26 protein-coding genes and 1 pseudogene are annotated in these 13,221 nt (G+C 57.9%); 3 read left to right on the plus strand and 24 right to left on the minus strand.

Annotated elements, in window-relative coordinates:
- Nucleotides 1-21: 21 nt before the first annotated feature.
- The 3 genes and pseudogenes from K3767_RS00210 (at nucleotide 22) to K3767_RS12220 (ending at nucleotide 1,117) form a co-directional block, all read left to right on the plus strand.
- Nucleotides 22-246, plus strand: a complete 225-nt coding sequence (locus K3767_RS00210) for a type II toxin-antitoxin system HicB family antitoxin (RefSeq protein WP_370630424.1) — start codon at nucleotides 22-24, stop codon at nucleotides 244-246.
- Entirely contained in the window at nucleotides 239-403 is a 165-nt protein-coding gene (locus tag K3767_RS12215) for a type II toxin-antitoxin system HicA family toxin (protein ID WP_221171554.1), read from the plus strand. The genes K3767_RS00210 and K3767_RS12215 overlap by 8 nt, the downstream gene beginning before the upstream one ends.
- 313 nt (nucleotides 404-716) lie before the next feature.
- Nucleotides 717-1,117, plus strand: a pseudogene (locus tag K3767_RS12220) (type II toxin-antitoxin system VapC family toxin).
- Between the two features lie 183 nt (nucleotides 1,118-1,300).
- Here K3767_RS12220 and rplQ read toward each other — a convergent pair.
- The 24 genes from rplQ to rpsC are packed head-to-tail and all read right to left on the minus strand — an operon-like array spanning nucleotide 1,301 to nucleotide 13,219.
- On the minus strand, nucleotides 1,301-1,936 hold the full coding sequence (gene rplQ, locus K3767_RS12225; RefSeq protein ID WP_221171556.1) for a 50S ribosomal protein L17: 636 nt from the start codon (nucleotides 1,934-1,936) through the stop codon (nucleotides 1,301-1,303).
- A gap of 3 nt (nucleotides 1,937-1,939) precedes the next feature.
- Complete coding sequence (locus tag K3767_RS00235) at nucleotides 1,940-2,950, minus strand: DNA-directed RNA polymerase subunit alpha (protein ID WP_221171557.1); 1,011 nt, start codon at nucleotides 2,948-2,950, stop codon at nucleotides 1,940-1,942.
- A 21-nt stretch (nucleotides 2,951-2,971) separates the two neighbouring features.
- Nucleotides 2,972-3,604 carry a 30S ribosomal protein S4 gene (rpsD, locus tag K3767_RS00240; RefSeq protein WP_221171558.1) on the minus strand — a complete coding sequence of 211 codons (633 nt, stop codon included), beginning with the start codon at nucleotides 3,602-3,604 and terminating at the stop codon, nucleotides 2,972-2,974.
- A 23-nt stretch (nucleotides 3,605-3,627) separates the two neighbouring features.
- Nucleotides 3,628-4,014 (minus strand): 30S ribosomal protein S11, encoded by a 387-nt coding sequence (gene rpsK, locus K3767_RS00245; RefSeq protein ID WP_221171559.1) that lies wholly within the window; start codon nucleotides 4,012-4,014, stop codon nucleotides 3,628-3,630.
- 15 nt (nucleotides 4,015-4,029) lie between these two features.
- On the minus strand, nucleotides 4,030-4,404 hold the full coding sequence (rpsM, locus tag K3767_RS00250) for a 30S ribosomal protein S13 (protein ID WP_221171560.1): 375 nt from the start codon (nucleotides 4,402-4,404) through the stop codon (nucleotides 4,030-4,032).
- Between the two features lie 11 nt (nucleotides 4,405-4,415).
- Entirely contained in the window at nucleotides 4,416-4,529 is a 114-nt protein-coding gene (gene rpmJ, locus K3767_RS00255) for a 50S ribosomal protein L36 (RefSeq protein ID WP_221171561.1), read from the minus strand.
- Nucleotides 4,529-4,768, minus strand: coding sequence for a translation initiation factor IF-1 (infA, locus tag K3767_RS00260; RefSeq protein ID WP_221171562.1), 240 nt, complete (start codon nucleotides 4,766-4,768; stop codon nucleotides 4,529-4,531). The genes rpmJ and infA overlap by 1 nt, the downstream gene beginning before the upstream one ends.
- Nucleotides 4,769-4,777: 9 nt before the next feature.
- The gene (gene map / locus K3767_RS00265; protein ID WP_370630425.1) at nucleotides 4,778-5,569 is read right to left on the minus strand and encodes a type I methionyl aminopeptidase; all 792 of its coding nucleotides are present in this window, start codon (nucleotides 5,567-5,569) and stop codon (nucleotides 4,778-4,780) included.
- Nucleotides 5,570-6,211 carry an adenylate kinase gene (locus K3767_RS00270; RefSeq protein ID WP_221171563.1) on the minus strand — a complete coding sequence of 214 codons (642 nt, stop codon included), beginning with the start codon at nucleotides 6,209-6,211 and terminating at the stop codon, nucleotides 5,570-5,572.
- A 22-nt stretch (nucleotides 6,212-6,233) separates the two neighbouring features.
- Nucleotides 6,234-7,544, minus strand: coding sequence for a preprotein translocase subunit SecY (secY, locus tag K3767_RS00275; RefSeq protein WP_370630433.1), 1,311 nt, complete (start codon nucleotides 7,542-7,544; stop codon nucleotides 6,234-6,236).
- Nucleotides 7,545-7,550: 6 nt separating this feature from the next.
- Nucleotides 7,551-8,000, minus strand: coding sequence for a 50S ribosomal protein L15 (gene rplO / locus K3767_RS00280; RefSeq protein WP_370630434.1), 450 nt, complete (start codon nucleotides 7,998-8,000; stop codon nucleotides 7,551-7,553).
- A gap of 7 nt (nucleotides 8,001-8,007) precedes the next feature.
- Nucleotides 8,008-8,196, minus strand: a complete 189-nt coding sequence (gene rpmD / locus K3767_RS00285) for a 50S ribosomal protein L30 (protein WP_221171566.1) — start codon at nucleotides 8,194-8,196, stop codon at nucleotides 8,008-8,010.
- Complete coding sequence (rpsE, locus tag K3767_RS00290; RefSeq protein WP_221171567.1) at nucleotides 8,180-8,701, minus strand: 30S ribosomal protein S5; 522 nt, start codon at nucleotides 8,699-8,701, stop codon at nucleotides 8,180-8,182. Before rpsE ends, rpmD begins: the two co-directional genes overlap by 17 nt.
- A gap of 17 nt (nucleotides 8,702-8,718) precedes the next feature.
- Nucleotides 8,719-9,105, minus strand: a complete 387-nt coding sequence (gene rplR, locus K3767_RS00295) for a 50S ribosomal protein L18 (protein WP_221171568.1) — start codon at nucleotides 9,103-9,105, stop codon at nucleotides 8,719-8,721.
- A 37-nt stretch (nucleotides 9,106-9,142) separates the two neighbouring features.
- The gene (gene rplF / locus K3767_RS00300; RefSeq protein WP_221171569.1) at nucleotides 9,143-9,724 is read right to left on the minus strand and encodes a 50S ribosomal protein L6; all 582 of its coding nucleotides are present in this window, start codon (nucleotides 9,722-9,724) and stop codon (nucleotides 9,143-9,145) included.
- 13 nt (nucleotides 9,725-9,737) lie between these two features.
- Nucleotides 9,738-10,133 carry a 30S ribosomal protein S8 gene (gene rpsH / locus K3767_RS00305; RefSeq protein ID WP_221171570.1) on the minus strand — a complete coding sequence of 132 codons (396 nt, stop codon included), beginning with the start codon at nucleotides 10,131-10,133 and terminating at the stop codon, nucleotides 9,738-9,740.
- Between the two features lie 13 nt (nucleotides 10,134-10,146).
- Nucleotides 10,147-10,323 (minus strand): type Z 30S ribosomal protein S14, encoded by a 177-nt coding sequence (locus K3767_RS00310; RefSeq protein ID WP_068669403.1) that lies wholly within the window; start codon nucleotides 10,321-10,323, stop codon nucleotides 10,147-10,149.
- 2 nt (nucleotides 10,324-10,325) lie between these two features.
- Nucleotides 10,326-10,865, minus strand: a complete 540-nt coding sequence (gene rplE / locus K3767_RS00315) for a 50S ribosomal protein L5 (protein WP_221171571.1) — start codon at nucleotides 10,863-10,865, stop codon at nucleotides 10,326-10,328.
- A gap of 4 nt (nucleotides 10,866-10,869) precedes the next feature.
- Nucleotides 10,870-11,238 carry a 50S ribosomal protein L24 gene (rplX, locus tag K3767_RS00320; protein WP_221171572.1) on the minus strand — a complete coding sequence of 123 codons (369 nt, stop codon included), beginning with the start codon at nucleotides 11,236-11,238 and terminating at the stop codon, nucleotides 10,870-10,872.
- 13 nt (nucleotides 11,239-11,251) lie between these two features.
- On the minus strand, nucleotides 11,252-11,620 hold the full coding sequence (rplN, locus tag K3767_RS00325) for a 50S ribosomal protein L14 (protein WP_221171573.1): 369 nt from the start codon (nucleotides 11,618-11,620) through the stop codon (nucleotides 11,252-11,254).
- Between the two features lie 2 nt (nucleotides 11,621-11,622).
- Nucleotides 11,623-11,913, minus strand: a complete 291-nt coding sequence (gene rpsQ, locus K3767_RS00330) for a 30S ribosomal protein S17 (protein WP_221171574.1) — start codon at nucleotides 11,911-11,913, stop codon at nucleotides 11,623-11,625.
- Between the two features lie 12 nt (nucleotides 11,914-11,925).
- On the minus strand, nucleotides 11,926-12,123 hold the full coding sequence (rpmC, locus tag K3767_RS00335) for a 50S ribosomal protein L29 (RefSeq protein WP_221171575.1): 198 nt from the start codon (nucleotides 12,121-12,123) through the stop codon (nucleotides 11,926-11,928).
- The gene (gene rplP / locus K3767_RS00340) at nucleotides 12,120-12,539 is read right to left on the minus strand and encodes a 50S ribosomal protein L16 (protein WP_221171576.1); all 420 of its coding nucleotides are present in this window, start codon (nucleotides 12,537-12,539) and stop codon (nucleotides 12,120-12,122) included. Before rplP ends, rpmC begins: the two co-directional genes overlap by 4 nt.
- 14 nt (nucleotides 12,540-12,553) lie before the next feature.
- A complete protein-coding gene (gene rpsC, locus K3767_RS00345) occupies nucleotides 12,554-13,219 on the minus strand; it encodes a 30S ribosomal protein S3 (RefSeq protein ID WP_221171577.1) in 666 nt (221 codons plus the stop codon).
- Between the last annotated feature and the right edge of the window lie 2 nt (nucleotides 13,220-13,221).

Raw genomic sequence — 13,221 nt, forward strand, 5'->3', positions numbered from 1 at the left:
AGAAAAAATTAAATTTGAGGTATGAATATGAAAGTTACAGTGATAATAGAAAAAGATGAGTTTGGATATTATGCTTATTGTCCTGAATTAAAAGGCTGTCATACACAGGGAGACACTTTAGACGAGGTTCTAAAAAATATTAAAGAAGCTGTAGAATTATATTTAGAAACTTTGGATGAGGAAGAAAAAAGAATTTTATTAAACAAGGAGATTTTGACTACTTCTTTAGAGGTAAAGGTTGCCTAAACTGCCAAGATTAACTGCTGTTGAAGCCGAAAAGTTATTATTACAAGCAGGTTTTAAATTGATCAGGAGTAAAGGAAGTCATAGGATTTACATGAAAGAAAACAAACGTTTTGTTTTACCCTTCCATATTGGTAAAGAAAAAGAAAGTTTAATCTAACAACCCTCTTCAGCGGACCGGCGTAACCGCCGGCCGCTGATTTTGGGCGTTAGATTGAAAAATTTTTCCAAAATATTAAAATGGAACTCAAAAAAACTTTGGAGAAATAACCATGCTTGAATTATCCTTAAATAACATAGAACAAAAACTTTCAAAGCTTACTAATAGAAGAGTTATTAGAGCTTGAAGAAAAAATATTAAAGACAATAAAAAAGAAAATTAAAGAGGAAAAGCCTGAAGACTGGAAAAAAGATTTTTTAAGTATTTCAGTATGGGATCATTTAGAAAATAAGTTTGAAATAAAAATAAATAAATGGAAGATAGAAACATTTTAATTGATACTAGCATAATAATAGAATTCTTACGAAAGAAAGACAAACGAAATACTTATTTATGGAAAGTAAAAGAAGAAGGTTTTAACTGTTTTATTTCAACTATTACTGTATTTGAGTTGTATGCTGGAGCTATAACAGATAGACATAAACAAGATTTAGAGAAGCTATTAAGATGGATCGAATACCCTTTACACAAGAAATAGCTAAGCGTTCGGCGGAGATTTATAAAAGATTAAAAGCTAATAATCAGCTGATAGAATTTAGAGATATTTTTATAGGAGCAACTGCTTTAGAAATGGAGCTTCCTCTAATAACATTAAACGAAGTTCATTTTAATCGGATTAAAGGAATCAAAATATATGATAGAAACAATCTCTAACAAACCTCTTCAGCGGACCGGCGAAACCGCCGGCCGCTGAGTTTGGGCGTTAGGAAAAACGGTGGAACCACCGGCCGCAAACACTTTCAAACCTTCGGCCGGCCGACCATCCTGAGAAGCCCGGATAGACTTCTAAGAAAGGGGCCCGGAGGAATTCCCGAGCCCCGGAGGTTGATCCAAAAGTTAGGAGTGGGGCTCCTCGGAAGAGATTTCGGAAGAGGATTCCGGACTCTCACCGGACTCGGAAGAAACAGAAGTCTTGTCCTTCTCCGGGGCCTCTTCCGTAGCCGCGGTTTCGGCCTCGGAAGTTCCCTCCGGGGCCGCTTCCCGGGGCCCGGACGCCTCCTCGGCGGGTTGGGTTTCCTCCGCAGGTTTGGGCTCTTCTCTCTTCAGGGCCTCGCGAATCTCTTTTTCGGCCTTCCTTTCCCGCTCGATCTTTTTCCTGGAACGCCTGTGCTGAAGCTTCTCCTCCACCAGCTCCACGATGGCCATCATGGCCGCATCCCCGCGCCGGGGGCCGATCCTCACGATCCGGGTATAGCCCCCGGGACGATCCATGTACTTCTCCCGCAGCTCCGTAAAAAGCTTCCTAACCACGGCCTTGTCCCGAATGAAGGCCAGCGCCCGCCGGCGTGAGGCCAGATCCCCCCGCTTGGCCAGGGTGATCATCCGGTCCGCCACCCGGCGTAACTCCTTGGCCTTGGCCAGGGTAGTGGTAATCCGTCCGTAGCGCAGAAGATCGGTCACCTGGTTCCGCATTAAAGAGATGCGATGCTCCCACTTGGTCACCAGCCGACGACTTCTCTTCCGGTGTCTCATGGCTTACTCCTTTCCCCCTTCTTTTTCCTCCGGAGGTTGCCATTCTATGGGTATACCGAAATCCAGCCCCATCTCGTGCAAACGATCCCGGATCTCCTCCAGCGACTTCCGCCCGAAGTTCTTGATCCGGAGCATCTCGGCTTCGGTACGGGTTACCAGATCGCCGATATACCTGAGACCGGCATTGAGGAGACAATTGAGCGACCGGGAGGATATCTCCAGGACCTCGATGGGCTTGTTGAGGTGTTCCTCCAGGGTGGAACGGGCCTTTTCTATTTCGGGAGGAATCTCCTCCGGCTCGGACCTCTCTTCCCCGAAAACGGCAAGCTGTTCCCGGAGGATCCCCGCGGCCCGCTTGATCGCCTCCCCGGGATCTATGGTCCCGTCCGTCCAGACCTCCAGCACCAGGCGGTCGAATTCACTGCTCTTCCCCACCCGGGTCTGGGTCACCGAAAAGTTGGCCCGTACTATGGGCGAGAAGACCGCGTCCAACGGAATAATCCCGATCTGGTGTTTCTCCCGACTAAACTCCGCGGGCACATAACCCCGTCCCATCTCCACCTGAAGCTCCATGGAAAGCACGCCGTCCTTGTTCAGAGTGGCGATGTGATGGTCGGGATTCACCACCTCAGCCAGCCCGTCGGTCTCTATGTCCCCGGCCTTCACCTCGCCCTCGCCCTTCTTTTCCAGCCGGAACACATAGGGGCCTTCACCCTTGAGCTTGAATCGAACCCCTTTGAGGTTAAGCACGATGTCCGTCACATCCTCCAGAACCCCCGGAATGCTGGTGAACTCGTGAGGAGCCCCCTCTATGCGCACCGCCGTTATGGCCGCCCCGGGAATGGAGGAAAGCAGGATCCGCCGCAGGGCGTTGCCAATGGTTATCCCGAATCCCCGCTCAAAGGGCTCTATGATGAACTTTCCGTAATAGGGCGGACGGGAATCCCTGTGGGTCTTGATTCCCTCGGGCCTGATCAATCCGATATTGCCTATCCTTTCCCTCAAAGTGTTCATATCTCCACCCCGGATCTCTTTTTAGCGGGAGTAGAACTCCACGATCAGGCTCTCCTGAATGGGCATGGTTATGTCTTCCCTGGTCGGAAGGGCCTTGACCACCCCGCGGAAGTTTTCCGCGTCAAGCTCGAGCCACTGCGGCACCCCTCTCCGCACCACCGCCTCCAGGTTCTCCTGGATCTGGGGATTGTTCCGGTACTTCTCCTTGAGTTCGATAACCTCCCCCGGATCCACCAGGTAGGAGGGAATGTCCACGGTGCGACCGTCCACCTTGAACCAACCGTGGGCCACCATCTGCCGGGCCTGGGCCCGGGAGGCCGCAAACCCCAGACGGTAAACCACATTGTCCAGACGGCGCTCCAGCAACTGAAGCAGGTTGTGACCGGCCTGCCCCTTCATCCGGGTGGCCTTCTCGAAATAGCGCCGGAACTGCTTTTCCGAAACTCCGTACATCCGCTTGACCTTCTGTTTCTCCCGAAGCCGAATCCCGTAGTCCGAAAGTTTCACCCGGAGCTGGGCCTGACCGTGCTGTCCCGGGGGATAACTCCGCCTTTCAAAGGCGCACTTGTCCGTATAACAACGCTCCCCCTTCAGGAAGAGCTTCATCCCCTCCCGTCGGCACAAACGACATCTGGGTCCGGTGTATCTCGCCAAGGCTATCCCTCCCTACATGATTTTTATACCCGCCGTCTCTTGGGCGGACGGCAGCCGTCGTGGGGAATGGGAGTCACATCCCGAATGAAGGTAATCTTGAGACCCGCGGCCTGAAGGGCCCGCAGGGCCGCCTCCCGACCGGGCCCGGGCCCCTTGATGTAGACCCAGACCTTCTTCATCCCCTGTTCCATGGCCTTCTTGGCCGCGGCCTGAGCCGCAAGCTGAGCCGCATAAGGAGTCCCCTTCCGGGTGCCCTTGAACCCCTCGGTACCCCCGCTGGCCCAGGCAATGGTGTTGCCCTGCCGGTCGGTAATGGTCACGATAGTATTGTTAAAGGTGGCGTGAATATGCGCGATCCCTTCCGGGACATTCTTTTTAACCCGTTTCTTCTTCCGTCCTTTACGCGCCATAAGTCCTCACCCCTCTTACTTTTTCTTGCGGCCCCTGAGAGAGGACGGCCGCGGTCCCTTCCGCGTCCGGGCGTTGGACCGGGTCCTCTGCCCGCGCACCGGAAGCCCCATCTTGTGCCGCAACCCCCGGTAGCAACCGATATCCATGAGGCGCCGAATGTTCTGCGCCACCTCGCGCCGAAGATCGCCCTCCACCTTGTACTCCTTCTCAATGATCTGCCGGATCCGCGTAAGCTCCTCCTCCGAAAGCTCCCGCGTCTTCTTGAACCAGTCCACCCCGGCCTTGGTCAGGATCTTCTGCGCCGAGGTCCGCCCGATCCCGTAAATGTAAGTCAGCGCGATCTCCACCGGCTTGTTGTCCGGAATCTCTACCCCTGCTACCCGTGCCACCTTATCACCTCCTAACCCTGACGCTGTTTGTGGCGGGGATTCTCACAGATCACCCGCACCACACCCCTGCGCCGAATGATCCGGCACTTGCGACAACGCCTCTTCACCGAAGCCGAAACCTTCATTACCTACCTCCCCTGTCCTTTTTGGAGCCCCTGTACACTATACGCCCCCGGGTAAGATCGTAGGGCGAAAGCTCCACGATTACCTTGTCGCCCGGAAGGATCCGGATGTAGTGCATCCGCATTTTCCCCGACACATGAGCCAGAACCCTGTGCCCCGTCTCCAGCTCCACCCTGAACATGGCGTTGGGCAACGCCTCCACCACCGTCCCTTCCACCTGAATGTGATCTTCCTTCGGCATACCCCTCCCCTAAACCCTGGAAAGAATTTCCGGCCCCCGGGCCGTGATGGCCACCGAGTGCTCGAAATGGGCCGCAAGCCCCCCGTCCTCCGTAACCGCCGTCCACTTATCTTCAAGGATCTTCACCTTAGGACTTCCCGTAACCACCATGGGCTCGATGGCCAGCACCATCCCGGCCGCAAGCCGGGGCCCCTTTCCGGGTCTCCCAAAGTTGGGCACCTCCGGCGGCTCGTGCAGGGAACGCCCCACACCGTGCCCCACGAAGTCCCGAATCACCGAAAAACCGGCCCCTTCCACATGGCGCTGAATGGCCGCCGAAATGTCCCCCACCCGGTTGCCCACCCGGGCCTTCTCTATCCCCAGGTAAAGGGCTTCCTCCGTCACCTTCATGAGTCTTTCCGCCACCTCCGAGACCTTCCCCACCGCCACCGTAAGGGCCGCATCCCCTATGTACCCCTCGTACTCCACCCCGAAATCGTAGCTCACTATGTCCCCCTCCCGGAGGACCTTGTCCTCCCGGGGAATACCGTGAATGACCTCCTCGTTAACGGACACGCACAGCGCATAGGGATACCCCCGGTATCCCTTAAAGGCCGGCCGCCCACCCCGCTTGCGACAAAGGGTATCGGCCAGAACCTCGAGATCCCAGGTGGACACCCCGGGCTTCGACTCCTCGGCCAGCCGCAAAAGCACCTCCATAACAATAGCATTGGCCCGCCTGAGAAGTTCAATTTCCCAGGGGGCCTTGAGTTTTATCCTCTTTATTCCCGAACCCGCGCTTACCCGCCGCACTAAAATCAATTATCCCAGAATCTTAACGATCCGCTCAAAAATCTCGTCAATGCTCCCCATTCCGTCCACCCGGTGAAGCACGCCCTTCTTCTCGTAATAATCAATCAGGGGAGCCGTGGACTCGTGATATACCTTGAGACGGTTCCTTACCGTTTCCTCGTTGTCGTCCGCCCGCTGATAAAGCTCTCCCCCGCAGGCGTCACACTTCCCCTCTACCTTCGGGGGTTTGAATATGACATGATACATCATACCGCAATTCTTGCAAGTGCGACGCCCGGTGAGCCGCTTCACCAGCTCCTCGTCCGGCACCTCAATGGCAATGGCGTAGTCGATCTTCTTCCCCCACTTGGCGAGCATCTCGTCCAGGGCCTCGGCCTGAGGCACCGTGCGCGGAAATCCGTCCAGAATAAAGCCCTTCTCGCAATCCGGCTGCTTAAGCCGTTCCTCCACCATCCCGAGCACGATCTCGTCCGGCACGAGCTGGCCCTTGTCCATGTATTCCTTGGCCTTCTTGCCGAGTTCCGTGCCCTTGGAGAGATGCTCCCGGAACATGTCCCCGGTGGAAATCTGGGGAATACCGTAGCGCTCCGTGATACGCTTGGCCTGCGTCCCCTTACCGGCACCCGGCGGTCCCAGAAATACGATGTTCATGACCCCCTCCTTTTTTGATTTTTTACCGTCTGCGGCGCAGACGGCCCTCCCGCACCAGACTGTCGTAACGCCTGGTGAGGAGGTGGGCCTCTATCTGGGCCATGGTGTCCATGGCCACCCCCACCACGATCAGGAGAGCCGTGCCCCCAAAGTAAAAAGGCACATTAAATTTCACGATCAAAAGCGTGGGCAACACGCAGATGGCCGCCACATAAATGGCCCCGATAAGGGTCACCCGGTTGAGCACCCGATCCAGGAACTCCTGAGTGGCCCGACCGGGACGAATCCCCGGGATGAAACCACCCCACTTCCGGAGATTGTCCGCCACATCCTTGGGATCGAAGATGATGGCCGTGTAGAAGTAACAGAAAAAGATAATGAGAATCACATAAAGGATCTCGTAAAGCCAGTGCCCCGGCCGCAGGTAGGTGGAAAGGGCCTGGAAAAAGGCCAGAGGCAGAAAGGTGGAAATCGTGGCCGGAAACATGAGGACCGACGAGGCGAAGATGGGCGGAATCACCCCGGCGGTGTTCACCTTGATGGGAAGGTAGGTGCTCTGCCCCCCCACCACCTGGCGCCCCACCATCCGTCGGGCGTAATGCACCGGAATGCGCCGCTGGGCCATCTCCACGAAACAGGTGAAGGCCAGAACCGCCACCACCAGAAGCAGAATAAAGAAGAGAATCGCTCCGGAGAGTTCCCCGGTCTTAACGAAACGAAAGGTGTTGATCAGCGCCGAGGGCAGACGGGCCACGATACCGGCAAAGATGAGGAGTGAAATGCCGTTCCCGATCCCGTGCTCGGTGATCTGCTCCCCCAGCCAGACCAGAAACATGGAACCCGTGGTAAGCGTGAGCATGGTGAGGAACCGAAACCCCCACCCCGGAAACATAACCACCGGATCCCCGTTGGGGGCGGTCATCTTCTCAAGCCCCACCGCGATCCCGAACCCCTGGATGAGACAGATGGCCACGGTGAGATAACGGGTGTAGTAGGCCATCTTCCGGCGGCCCTCCGGACCCTCCCTCTGCATCTCCTTAAGGGAGGGATACACCACGGTGAGGAGTTCCAGAATAATGGCCGCGCTGATGTAAGGCATGATCCCCAGGGCACAGACCGAAAGCCTCCGCAGGGCCCCGCCGGAAAACATGTCAATAAAACCGAAGATGGTCCCCCCGGCCCGGGCAAAGAGGGCCAGCAACGCCTCGGCGTTTATCCCGGGCGTGGGAATGTGGACGGCGATCCGGTAAACCGCAAGGGCCCCGAGAAGGAAAAAAATCCGGCGCCGAAGCTCCGGAATGTTGGCCAGACTCTCTATCCCGGAAGTCCTGATCACTCCCTAGTCCTCCAGAATCTCCACCCGGCCCCCGGCCTTCTCGATCTTCTCCCGGGCGCTCTTCGATGCCGCGTGCACCCTCACCGTAATCGCAAAATCTATTTCCCCGTCGCCGAGAAGCTTCACCCGGACCTCGCGCCCCTTGACCAGACCGGCGGCCTTAAGGGCCTCCACATCCACCGTGGCCCCCTCGGAAAACCTCCGGGCCAGATCCCCCACATTCACCACATTATATTCCACCCGAAAGGGATTCTTAAACCCCCTCTTGGGAAGCCGGCGGATCAGCGGCATCTGCCCGCCCTCGAACCAGGGCGGTACACCGCCCCCGCTTCTGGCCCGCTGCCCTTTCTGCCCGCGACAGGAGGTCTTGCCGTGCCCCGACCCCGGACCACGACCCACGCGTTTCTCCCGGTGCTTGGAACCCGCAAAAGGTTTTAAGTTGGAAAGGGTTATCAAACCCTCACTCATCGATCTCCTCCACCTTTACCAGATGTTTGACCTTCTCCACCATGCCCCGGATGCAGGGATTGTCCGGTCGAATGACCGTGTGCCCGATCTTTCGCAACCCCAGACCGGCAATGGTCGCCCTCTGCTTCCTGGACCAACCGTACTTACTCCGCACCAGGGTGATCTTAAGCTTTTTGCCCATGGCCGATCCTCTCCAGGAGTTCTTCTACCGTAAAGCCCCGTTTTCTGGCCACATATTCGGGGCTCTGAAGACTCTCCAGGGCCCTGAAGGTGGCCTTCACCACATTGTGGGGGTTGGTGCTTCCGATGCACTTGGTGACCACATCCCGGATACCGGCCGCGTCCATGATGGCCCGGATGGTGGACCCGGCGATCACCCCGGTTCCCGGACGCCCCGGCTTGAGCAGCACCCGGGCCGCCCCGAAGTCCACGGTAATCTCGTGCGGAATGGTCCCGTTGATCACCGGCACCTGAATCATGTTCTTCCGGGCCTTGTCCAGGGCCTTCCGAATGGCATCCGGGACCTCCGGCGCCTTGCCCAGGCCATACCCCACGCGCCCCTTTCCGTCTCCCACCACCACGATGGCCGAAAAACGAAAACGCCGACCTCCCTTGTGGACCTTGGCCACCCGGTTGATGAAGATAATCTTCTCGATGAGTTCCTCGTTCCCCTTTGCCGTGGCCACCTATGCGCCTCCTTAAGCTAGAATTCCAGGCCGGCGCTGCGGGCCCCCTCCGCCAGCGCCCTGACCCGTCCGTGATACTTGAAACCTCCCCGGTCAAAGACCACCTTCCTGATCCCGGCCTCCACCGCCTTCCTGCCCAGAAGCTCACCCACCGCCCGGGCCACCGCGGTCTTCCCGCCCTCTTTCTTCAACTCCTCCCAGCGCTCGCGAATCTCCGGAGAAAGCGAGGAAGCCGCCACCAGCGTGTGCCCCCGGGTATCGTCTATGATCTGGGCGTAAATGTGCTTGAGACTCCGGTAGACCGAAAGACGGGGACGCTCGGGAGTCCCGAAGACCTTCTTCCGCACGCGCTTCTTGCGACGGAGCCTCCGCTCAAGCTTCTTTAACTTTTCCCTTCGCAGCATCCTATCTCCTCCTTCGGGGAGGTCCTATTCCCCCCGATTATTTCCCGGCCTTTCCGGCCTTGCCGGCCTTGCGAATGATCTGCTCCCCGGTGTAGCGAATCCCTTTGCCCTTGTACGGCTCGGGCGGACGCAGACGCCGAATCCGCGCCGCGGTCTCACCCACCAGCTCCTTGTCTATCCCCTCAAGCACCACCCGCACCTGCACATCCCCGGAACCCTTCTCCACCTTGGCCTTTATTCCGGGCGGAAGCTTGAAGTTTATGGGATGGGAATAACCCAGGTGAAAAACGATCTCGTCCCCCTTGAGCTCCGCCCGGTATCCCAGCCCGATGATGTCGAGCGACCGGGTGAACCCCTGCGTCACCCCGATCACCATGTTGTTAATGAGGGCACGGGTGAGCCCCTGAAAGGCCTTGGCCTTGCGCTGGAGCTTCTTGCGCACCTCCCGGGGCCTCACCCTTACCGCCTCCGGCCCGATCTCCACCTCCACCATGGGGGGAAGCGGCTTCTCCAGACGCCCCCTAGGGCCCTCCACCAGGATGCGCCCCTCTTTTATCTCCACCCTGACCCCTTTGGGGATAGGCACCGGTCTTCTACCGATACGGGATTCCGTAGCCATAACACCTCACCCCTTACCAGACTTCACAAAGGATCTCGCCGCCCACGCCCCGTCTGCGGGCCTCGTGATCGGTCATGATTCCCCGCGAGGTGGAAATGATCGCTATACCCAGACCTCCCATCACCCGGGGAAGCTTCTTCACCCCCGCGTAAACCCGGCGACCGGGCTTGCTGACCCGCTTGAGCCCCGCAATCACCGGCCTCCGGTTCTCGTCGTACTTGAGCGTGATCACAATCTTTCCCTGCGGCCCCTCCGCCACGAACTCGTAGTCCTCTATGTATCCCTCCTCCTTGAGGATGCGAGCTATCTCCCTCTTGAGCTTCGAGGCCGGAATCTCCACCGTCCTGTGCCGCGCCATCAGCGCGTTTCTGATCCTGGCAAGCATATCCGCAATGGGATCCGTCATCATGGCTCCTCACCCCTTACCAGCTGGCTTTTCTCACCCCGGGGATCTTCCCCTCCGAGGCCAGTCTCCGGAAACAGATCCGGCAAAGACCGAACCGCCGAATGTATCCCCTGGGCCTACCGCAGATGGAACAGCGATTCCGGTGCCGGACCTTAAACTTGGGCTTTTTGAAAAGCTGGGCTTTGCGCGGCATCTCTACCTCCTAAAGGGCAACCCCAGAAGTTTCAGAAGTTCATAGGCCTCCTCGTCGGTCTCCGCAGAGGTCACTATGGTTATGTTCATCCCCTTGACCCGGCCCACCTCGTTGGGATCAAGCTCCGGAAAGATGGTGTGATCGTCGAGTCCCAGCGTGTAATTCCCGCGCCCGTCGAACCCCCGCCGCGGAAGCCCCCGAAAGTCCCGCACCCGGGGAAGAGCCACATGGATGAGCCGGGCCAGAAAGTCGTACATCCGGTTCTTCCGCAGGGTCACCATCACCCCTATGGGCATTCCCGCCCGGAGCTTGAAGGCGGCTATGGACTTGCGGGCCCGACACACCTTGGGTTTCTGACCGGTGATAATGGCCAGCTCCCGCAGGGCCTCGTCGATGAGCTTCGGCTCCTGCACCGCCGCCCCCAACCCCATGTTCACGCAGATCTTCTCCAGCCGCGGAACCTCAAAAGGGTTCCGGTATCCAAACCTTTCCCTGAGCTTGGGCACCACCGTCTCCTGATAATATTCCTTGAGCCAGGCCATGACCCTACTCCTCAGCCTCTATGATCTCGCCGCACTTCTTGCAGACCCGCACCTTGGTTCCGTCCTCGAGGAACTTGCGCCCGATCCGCACGCCCCGGTTACACTTGGGGCAAAAGAGCATCAGGTTGGATACATGAATAGGTGCGGGTTTCTCCACTATCCCTCCCTCACTGTAAGGGGTGGGTTTCATGTGCCGCTTGACGATATTCACTCCCTCCACGATGGCCCTCTGGCGCCGCGGGAATACCTGCAACACCTTCCCGATCTTCCCCCTGTCCTTCCCGGCGATCACCACCACCTTGTCGCCCTTGCGAATGTGACACTTGGCCTCGTGCGGCTTCGGCAATTTCCTCTTGGCCCTCTTAAAAAGCATGGTTCCCTCTCCCCTAAAGAACTTCCGGTGCCAGAGATATTATCTTCATGAAACGCTTGGCCCGGAGCTCCCTTCCCACCGGACCGAAAATACGCGTCCCGATGGGCTCGCCGTACTGGTTGATCAGCACCGCCGCGTTCTCCTCAAACCGGATGGTCGTGCCGTCGGGACGGGGCTGCTCCTTCCTCGTGCGCACCACCACCGCCCGCACCACATCCCCTTCCTTCACCTTGGAGTTGGGAAGGGCCTCCTTGACCGAGGCCACGATCACATCCCCTATCCGGGCATAACGCCGCCCGCTGCCTCCCAGCACCCGGATGCACATGATCCGCTTGGCCCCGGAATTGTCCGCCACATTAAGCATGGTCTCCTGCTGAATCATGGCTAGCTACCCTCCCCCGGAGATTCGGCCTCGGAGGCCTCGAGCTTCGGTGCCCGCTCCAGGATCTTCTTCACCCGCCAGCGCTTGTGCCGGGAAAGCGGCCGGGTCTCCTCGATGAGAACCCGGTCCCCGATCTCGCACTCGTTGCGTTCGTCGTGCGCCATGAACTTCTTGCGCCGCTTGATGTACTTCTTGTAAAGAGGGTGCTGCACCAGCCGCTCCACCACGACCACCACGGTCTTGTCCATCTTATTGCTTACCACCGTGCCGATGTACTCTTTCCTTCTTCCCATGGCCCGATCCCTTTAGCGAATATTTAGTTCCTTTTCCCGGATGACCGTAAGAATCCGCGCAATGTCCCTCTTCACCTGCCTTATCCGCATGGGATTTTCCAGCTGGTGAATGGTCTTCTGAAACCGCAGGTTGAAAAGCTCCTCCCGCAGCTCCCGCAGCTTCTCCTTAAGCTCCGGAATGGAAAGCTCCCTCAGCTCGCTGGCCTTCATAGCCGGTCCTCCCGGGAAACGATTTTGCACTTGAAGGGCAACTTGTCCGCCGCAAGCCTCAGGGCCTCACGCGCCACCTCCTCCGGCACTCCCTCGATTTCATAGATGATCTTCCCGGGCTTGATCACCGCCACCCAGCCTTCCACCGAACCCTTTCCCTTACCCATCCGGGTCTCGGCCGGCTTCTTGGTGATGGGCTTGTCCGGAAAGACCCGAATCCACACCTTGGCCCCCTTGCGCGCACAGCGCACGATGGCCACACGACCGGCCTCGATCTGCTGGGCCGTGAGCCAGCCACCCTCCAGGGCCTTGAGTCCGAACTCCCCGAACTCCACGGCACAGCCCCGGGTGGCCTTGCCCCGAACCCGTCCCTTCTGCCTCTTCCGGTACTTGACCTTTCTCGGCTGCAAAAGCATGGCTCAAACCCCTCTTAAATGGTAAGGGCCTCGCCCAGCCCTCCCTTCTCGGGCAGGACCTCGCCCTTGAATATCCAGACCTTTACCCCGATCACCCCGTATTTGGTCAGCGCCTCGGCGAAACCGTAGTCAATGTCCGCCCGCAGGGTGTGAAGGGGCACCCGCCCCTCCCGATACCACTCCTTGCGGGCGATTTCGGCCCCGCCGAGCCTCCCCTTGCACTGCACCCGAATCCCCTGGGCCCCGAAACGCAGGGCCAGGGCCACCGCCCGCTTCATGGCCCGCCGGAAACTCACCCGCCGCTCAAGCTGCACCGCTATGTTCTCCGCCACCAGCTGGGCCTCTAGCTCGGGCCGCCGCACCTCCACTATGTCGATCACGATGTCCTTGCCCCCGGTAATGCGGGAGAGCTCCTGCTTCAGCTTCTCGATCTCGGCCCCCTTCTTCCCGATCACGATCCCCGGACGGGCCGAGTGGATGACGATTCGCACCCGGTTCGCCGCCCGCTCGATCTCGATGCGGGAGATCCCGGCGTGCTTCAGCTTCCCCTTGATGTGCCTGCGGATCTCGTAATCCTCCTTGACCGCCTCCGCAAATTCCTTTCCCTTGGCGAACCACCTGGAATCCCAGGTCCGGGTAATACCAATCCTCAGCCCTATGGGGTTTACCTTCTGACCCAAGG

The sequence above is a fragment of the Thermosulfurimonas sp. F29 genome, assembly GCF_019688735.1.
GTDB lineage: Bacteria > Desulfobacterota > Thermodesulfobacteria > Thermodesulfobacteriales > Thermodesulfobacteriaceae > Thermosulfurimonas_A.

Bases quoted from the DNA above. Each gene is read 5' to 3' on its own strand.
- K3767_RS00210 (WP_370630424.1), top strand. From the start codon at position 22: ATGAATATGAAAGTTACAGTGATAATAGAAAAAGATGAGTTTGGATAT.
- rplQ (WP_221171556.1), bottom strand. From the start codon at position 1,936: ATGAGACACCGGAAGAGAAGTCGTCGGCTGGTGACCAAGTGGGAGCAT.
- K3767_RS00235 (WP_221171557.1), bottom strand. From the start codon at position 2,950: ATGAACACTTTGAGGGAAAGGATAGGCAATATCGGATTGATCAGGCCC.
- rpsK (WP_221171559.1), bottom strand. From the start codon at position 4,014: ATGGCGCGTAAAGGACGGAAGAAGAAACGGGTTAAAAAGAATGTCCCG.
- rpmJ (WP_221171561.1), bottom strand. From the start codon at position 4,529: ATGAAGGTTTCGGCTTCGGTGAAGAGGCGTTGTCGCAAGTGCCGGATC.
- infA (WP_221171562.1), bottom strand. From the start codon at position 4,768: ATGCCGAAGGAAGATCACATTCAGGTGGAAGGGACGGTGGTGGAGGCG.
- K3767_RS00270 (WP_221171563.1), bottom strand. From the start codon at position 6,211: ATGAACATCGTATTTCTGGGACCGCCGGGTGCCGGTAAGGGGACGCAG.
- rpmD (WP_221171566.1), bottom strand. From the start codon at position 8,196: ATGGGCAAAAAGCTTAAGATCACCCTGGTGCGGAGTAAGTACGGTTGG.
- rplR (WP_221171568.1), bottom strand. From the start codon at position 9,105: ATGCTGCGAAGGGAAAAGTTAAAGAAGCTTGAGCGGAGGCTCCGTCGC.
- rplF (WP_221171569.1), bottom strand. From the start codon at position 9,724: ATGGCTACGGAATCCCGTATCGGTAGAAGACCGGTGCCTATCCCCAAA.
- rpsH (WP_221171570.1), bottom strand. From the start codon at position 10,133: ATGATGACGGATCCCATTGCGGATATGCTTGCCAGGATCAGAAACGCG.
- K3767_RS00310 (WP_068669403.1), bottom strand. From the start codon at position 10,323: ATGCCGCGCAAAGCCCAGCTTTTCAAAAAGCCCAAGTTTAAGGTCCGG.
- rplE (WP_221171571.1), bottom strand. From the start codon at position 10,865: ATGGCCTGGCTCAAGGAATATTATCAGGAGACGGTGGTGCCCAAGCTC.
- rplX (WP_221171572.1), bottom strand. From the start codon at position 11,238: ATGCTTTTTAAGAGGGCCAAGAGGAAATTGCCGAAGCCGCACGAGGCC.
- rplN (WP_221171573.1), bottom strand. From the start codon at position 11,620: ATGATTCAGCAGGAGACCATGCTTAATGTGGCGGACAATTCCGGGGCC.
- rpsQ (WP_221171574.1), bottom strand. From the start codon at position 11,913: ATGGGAAGAAGGAAAGAGTACATCGGCACGGTGGTAAGCAATAAGATG.
- rpmC (WP_221171575.1), bottom strand. From the start codon at position 12,123: ATGAAGGCCAGCGAGCTGAGGGAGCTTTCCATTCCGGAGCTTAAGGAG.
- rplP (WP_221171576.1), bottom strand. From the start codon at position 12,539: ATGCTTTTGCAGCCGAGAAAGGTCAAGTACCGGAAGAGGCAGAAGGGA.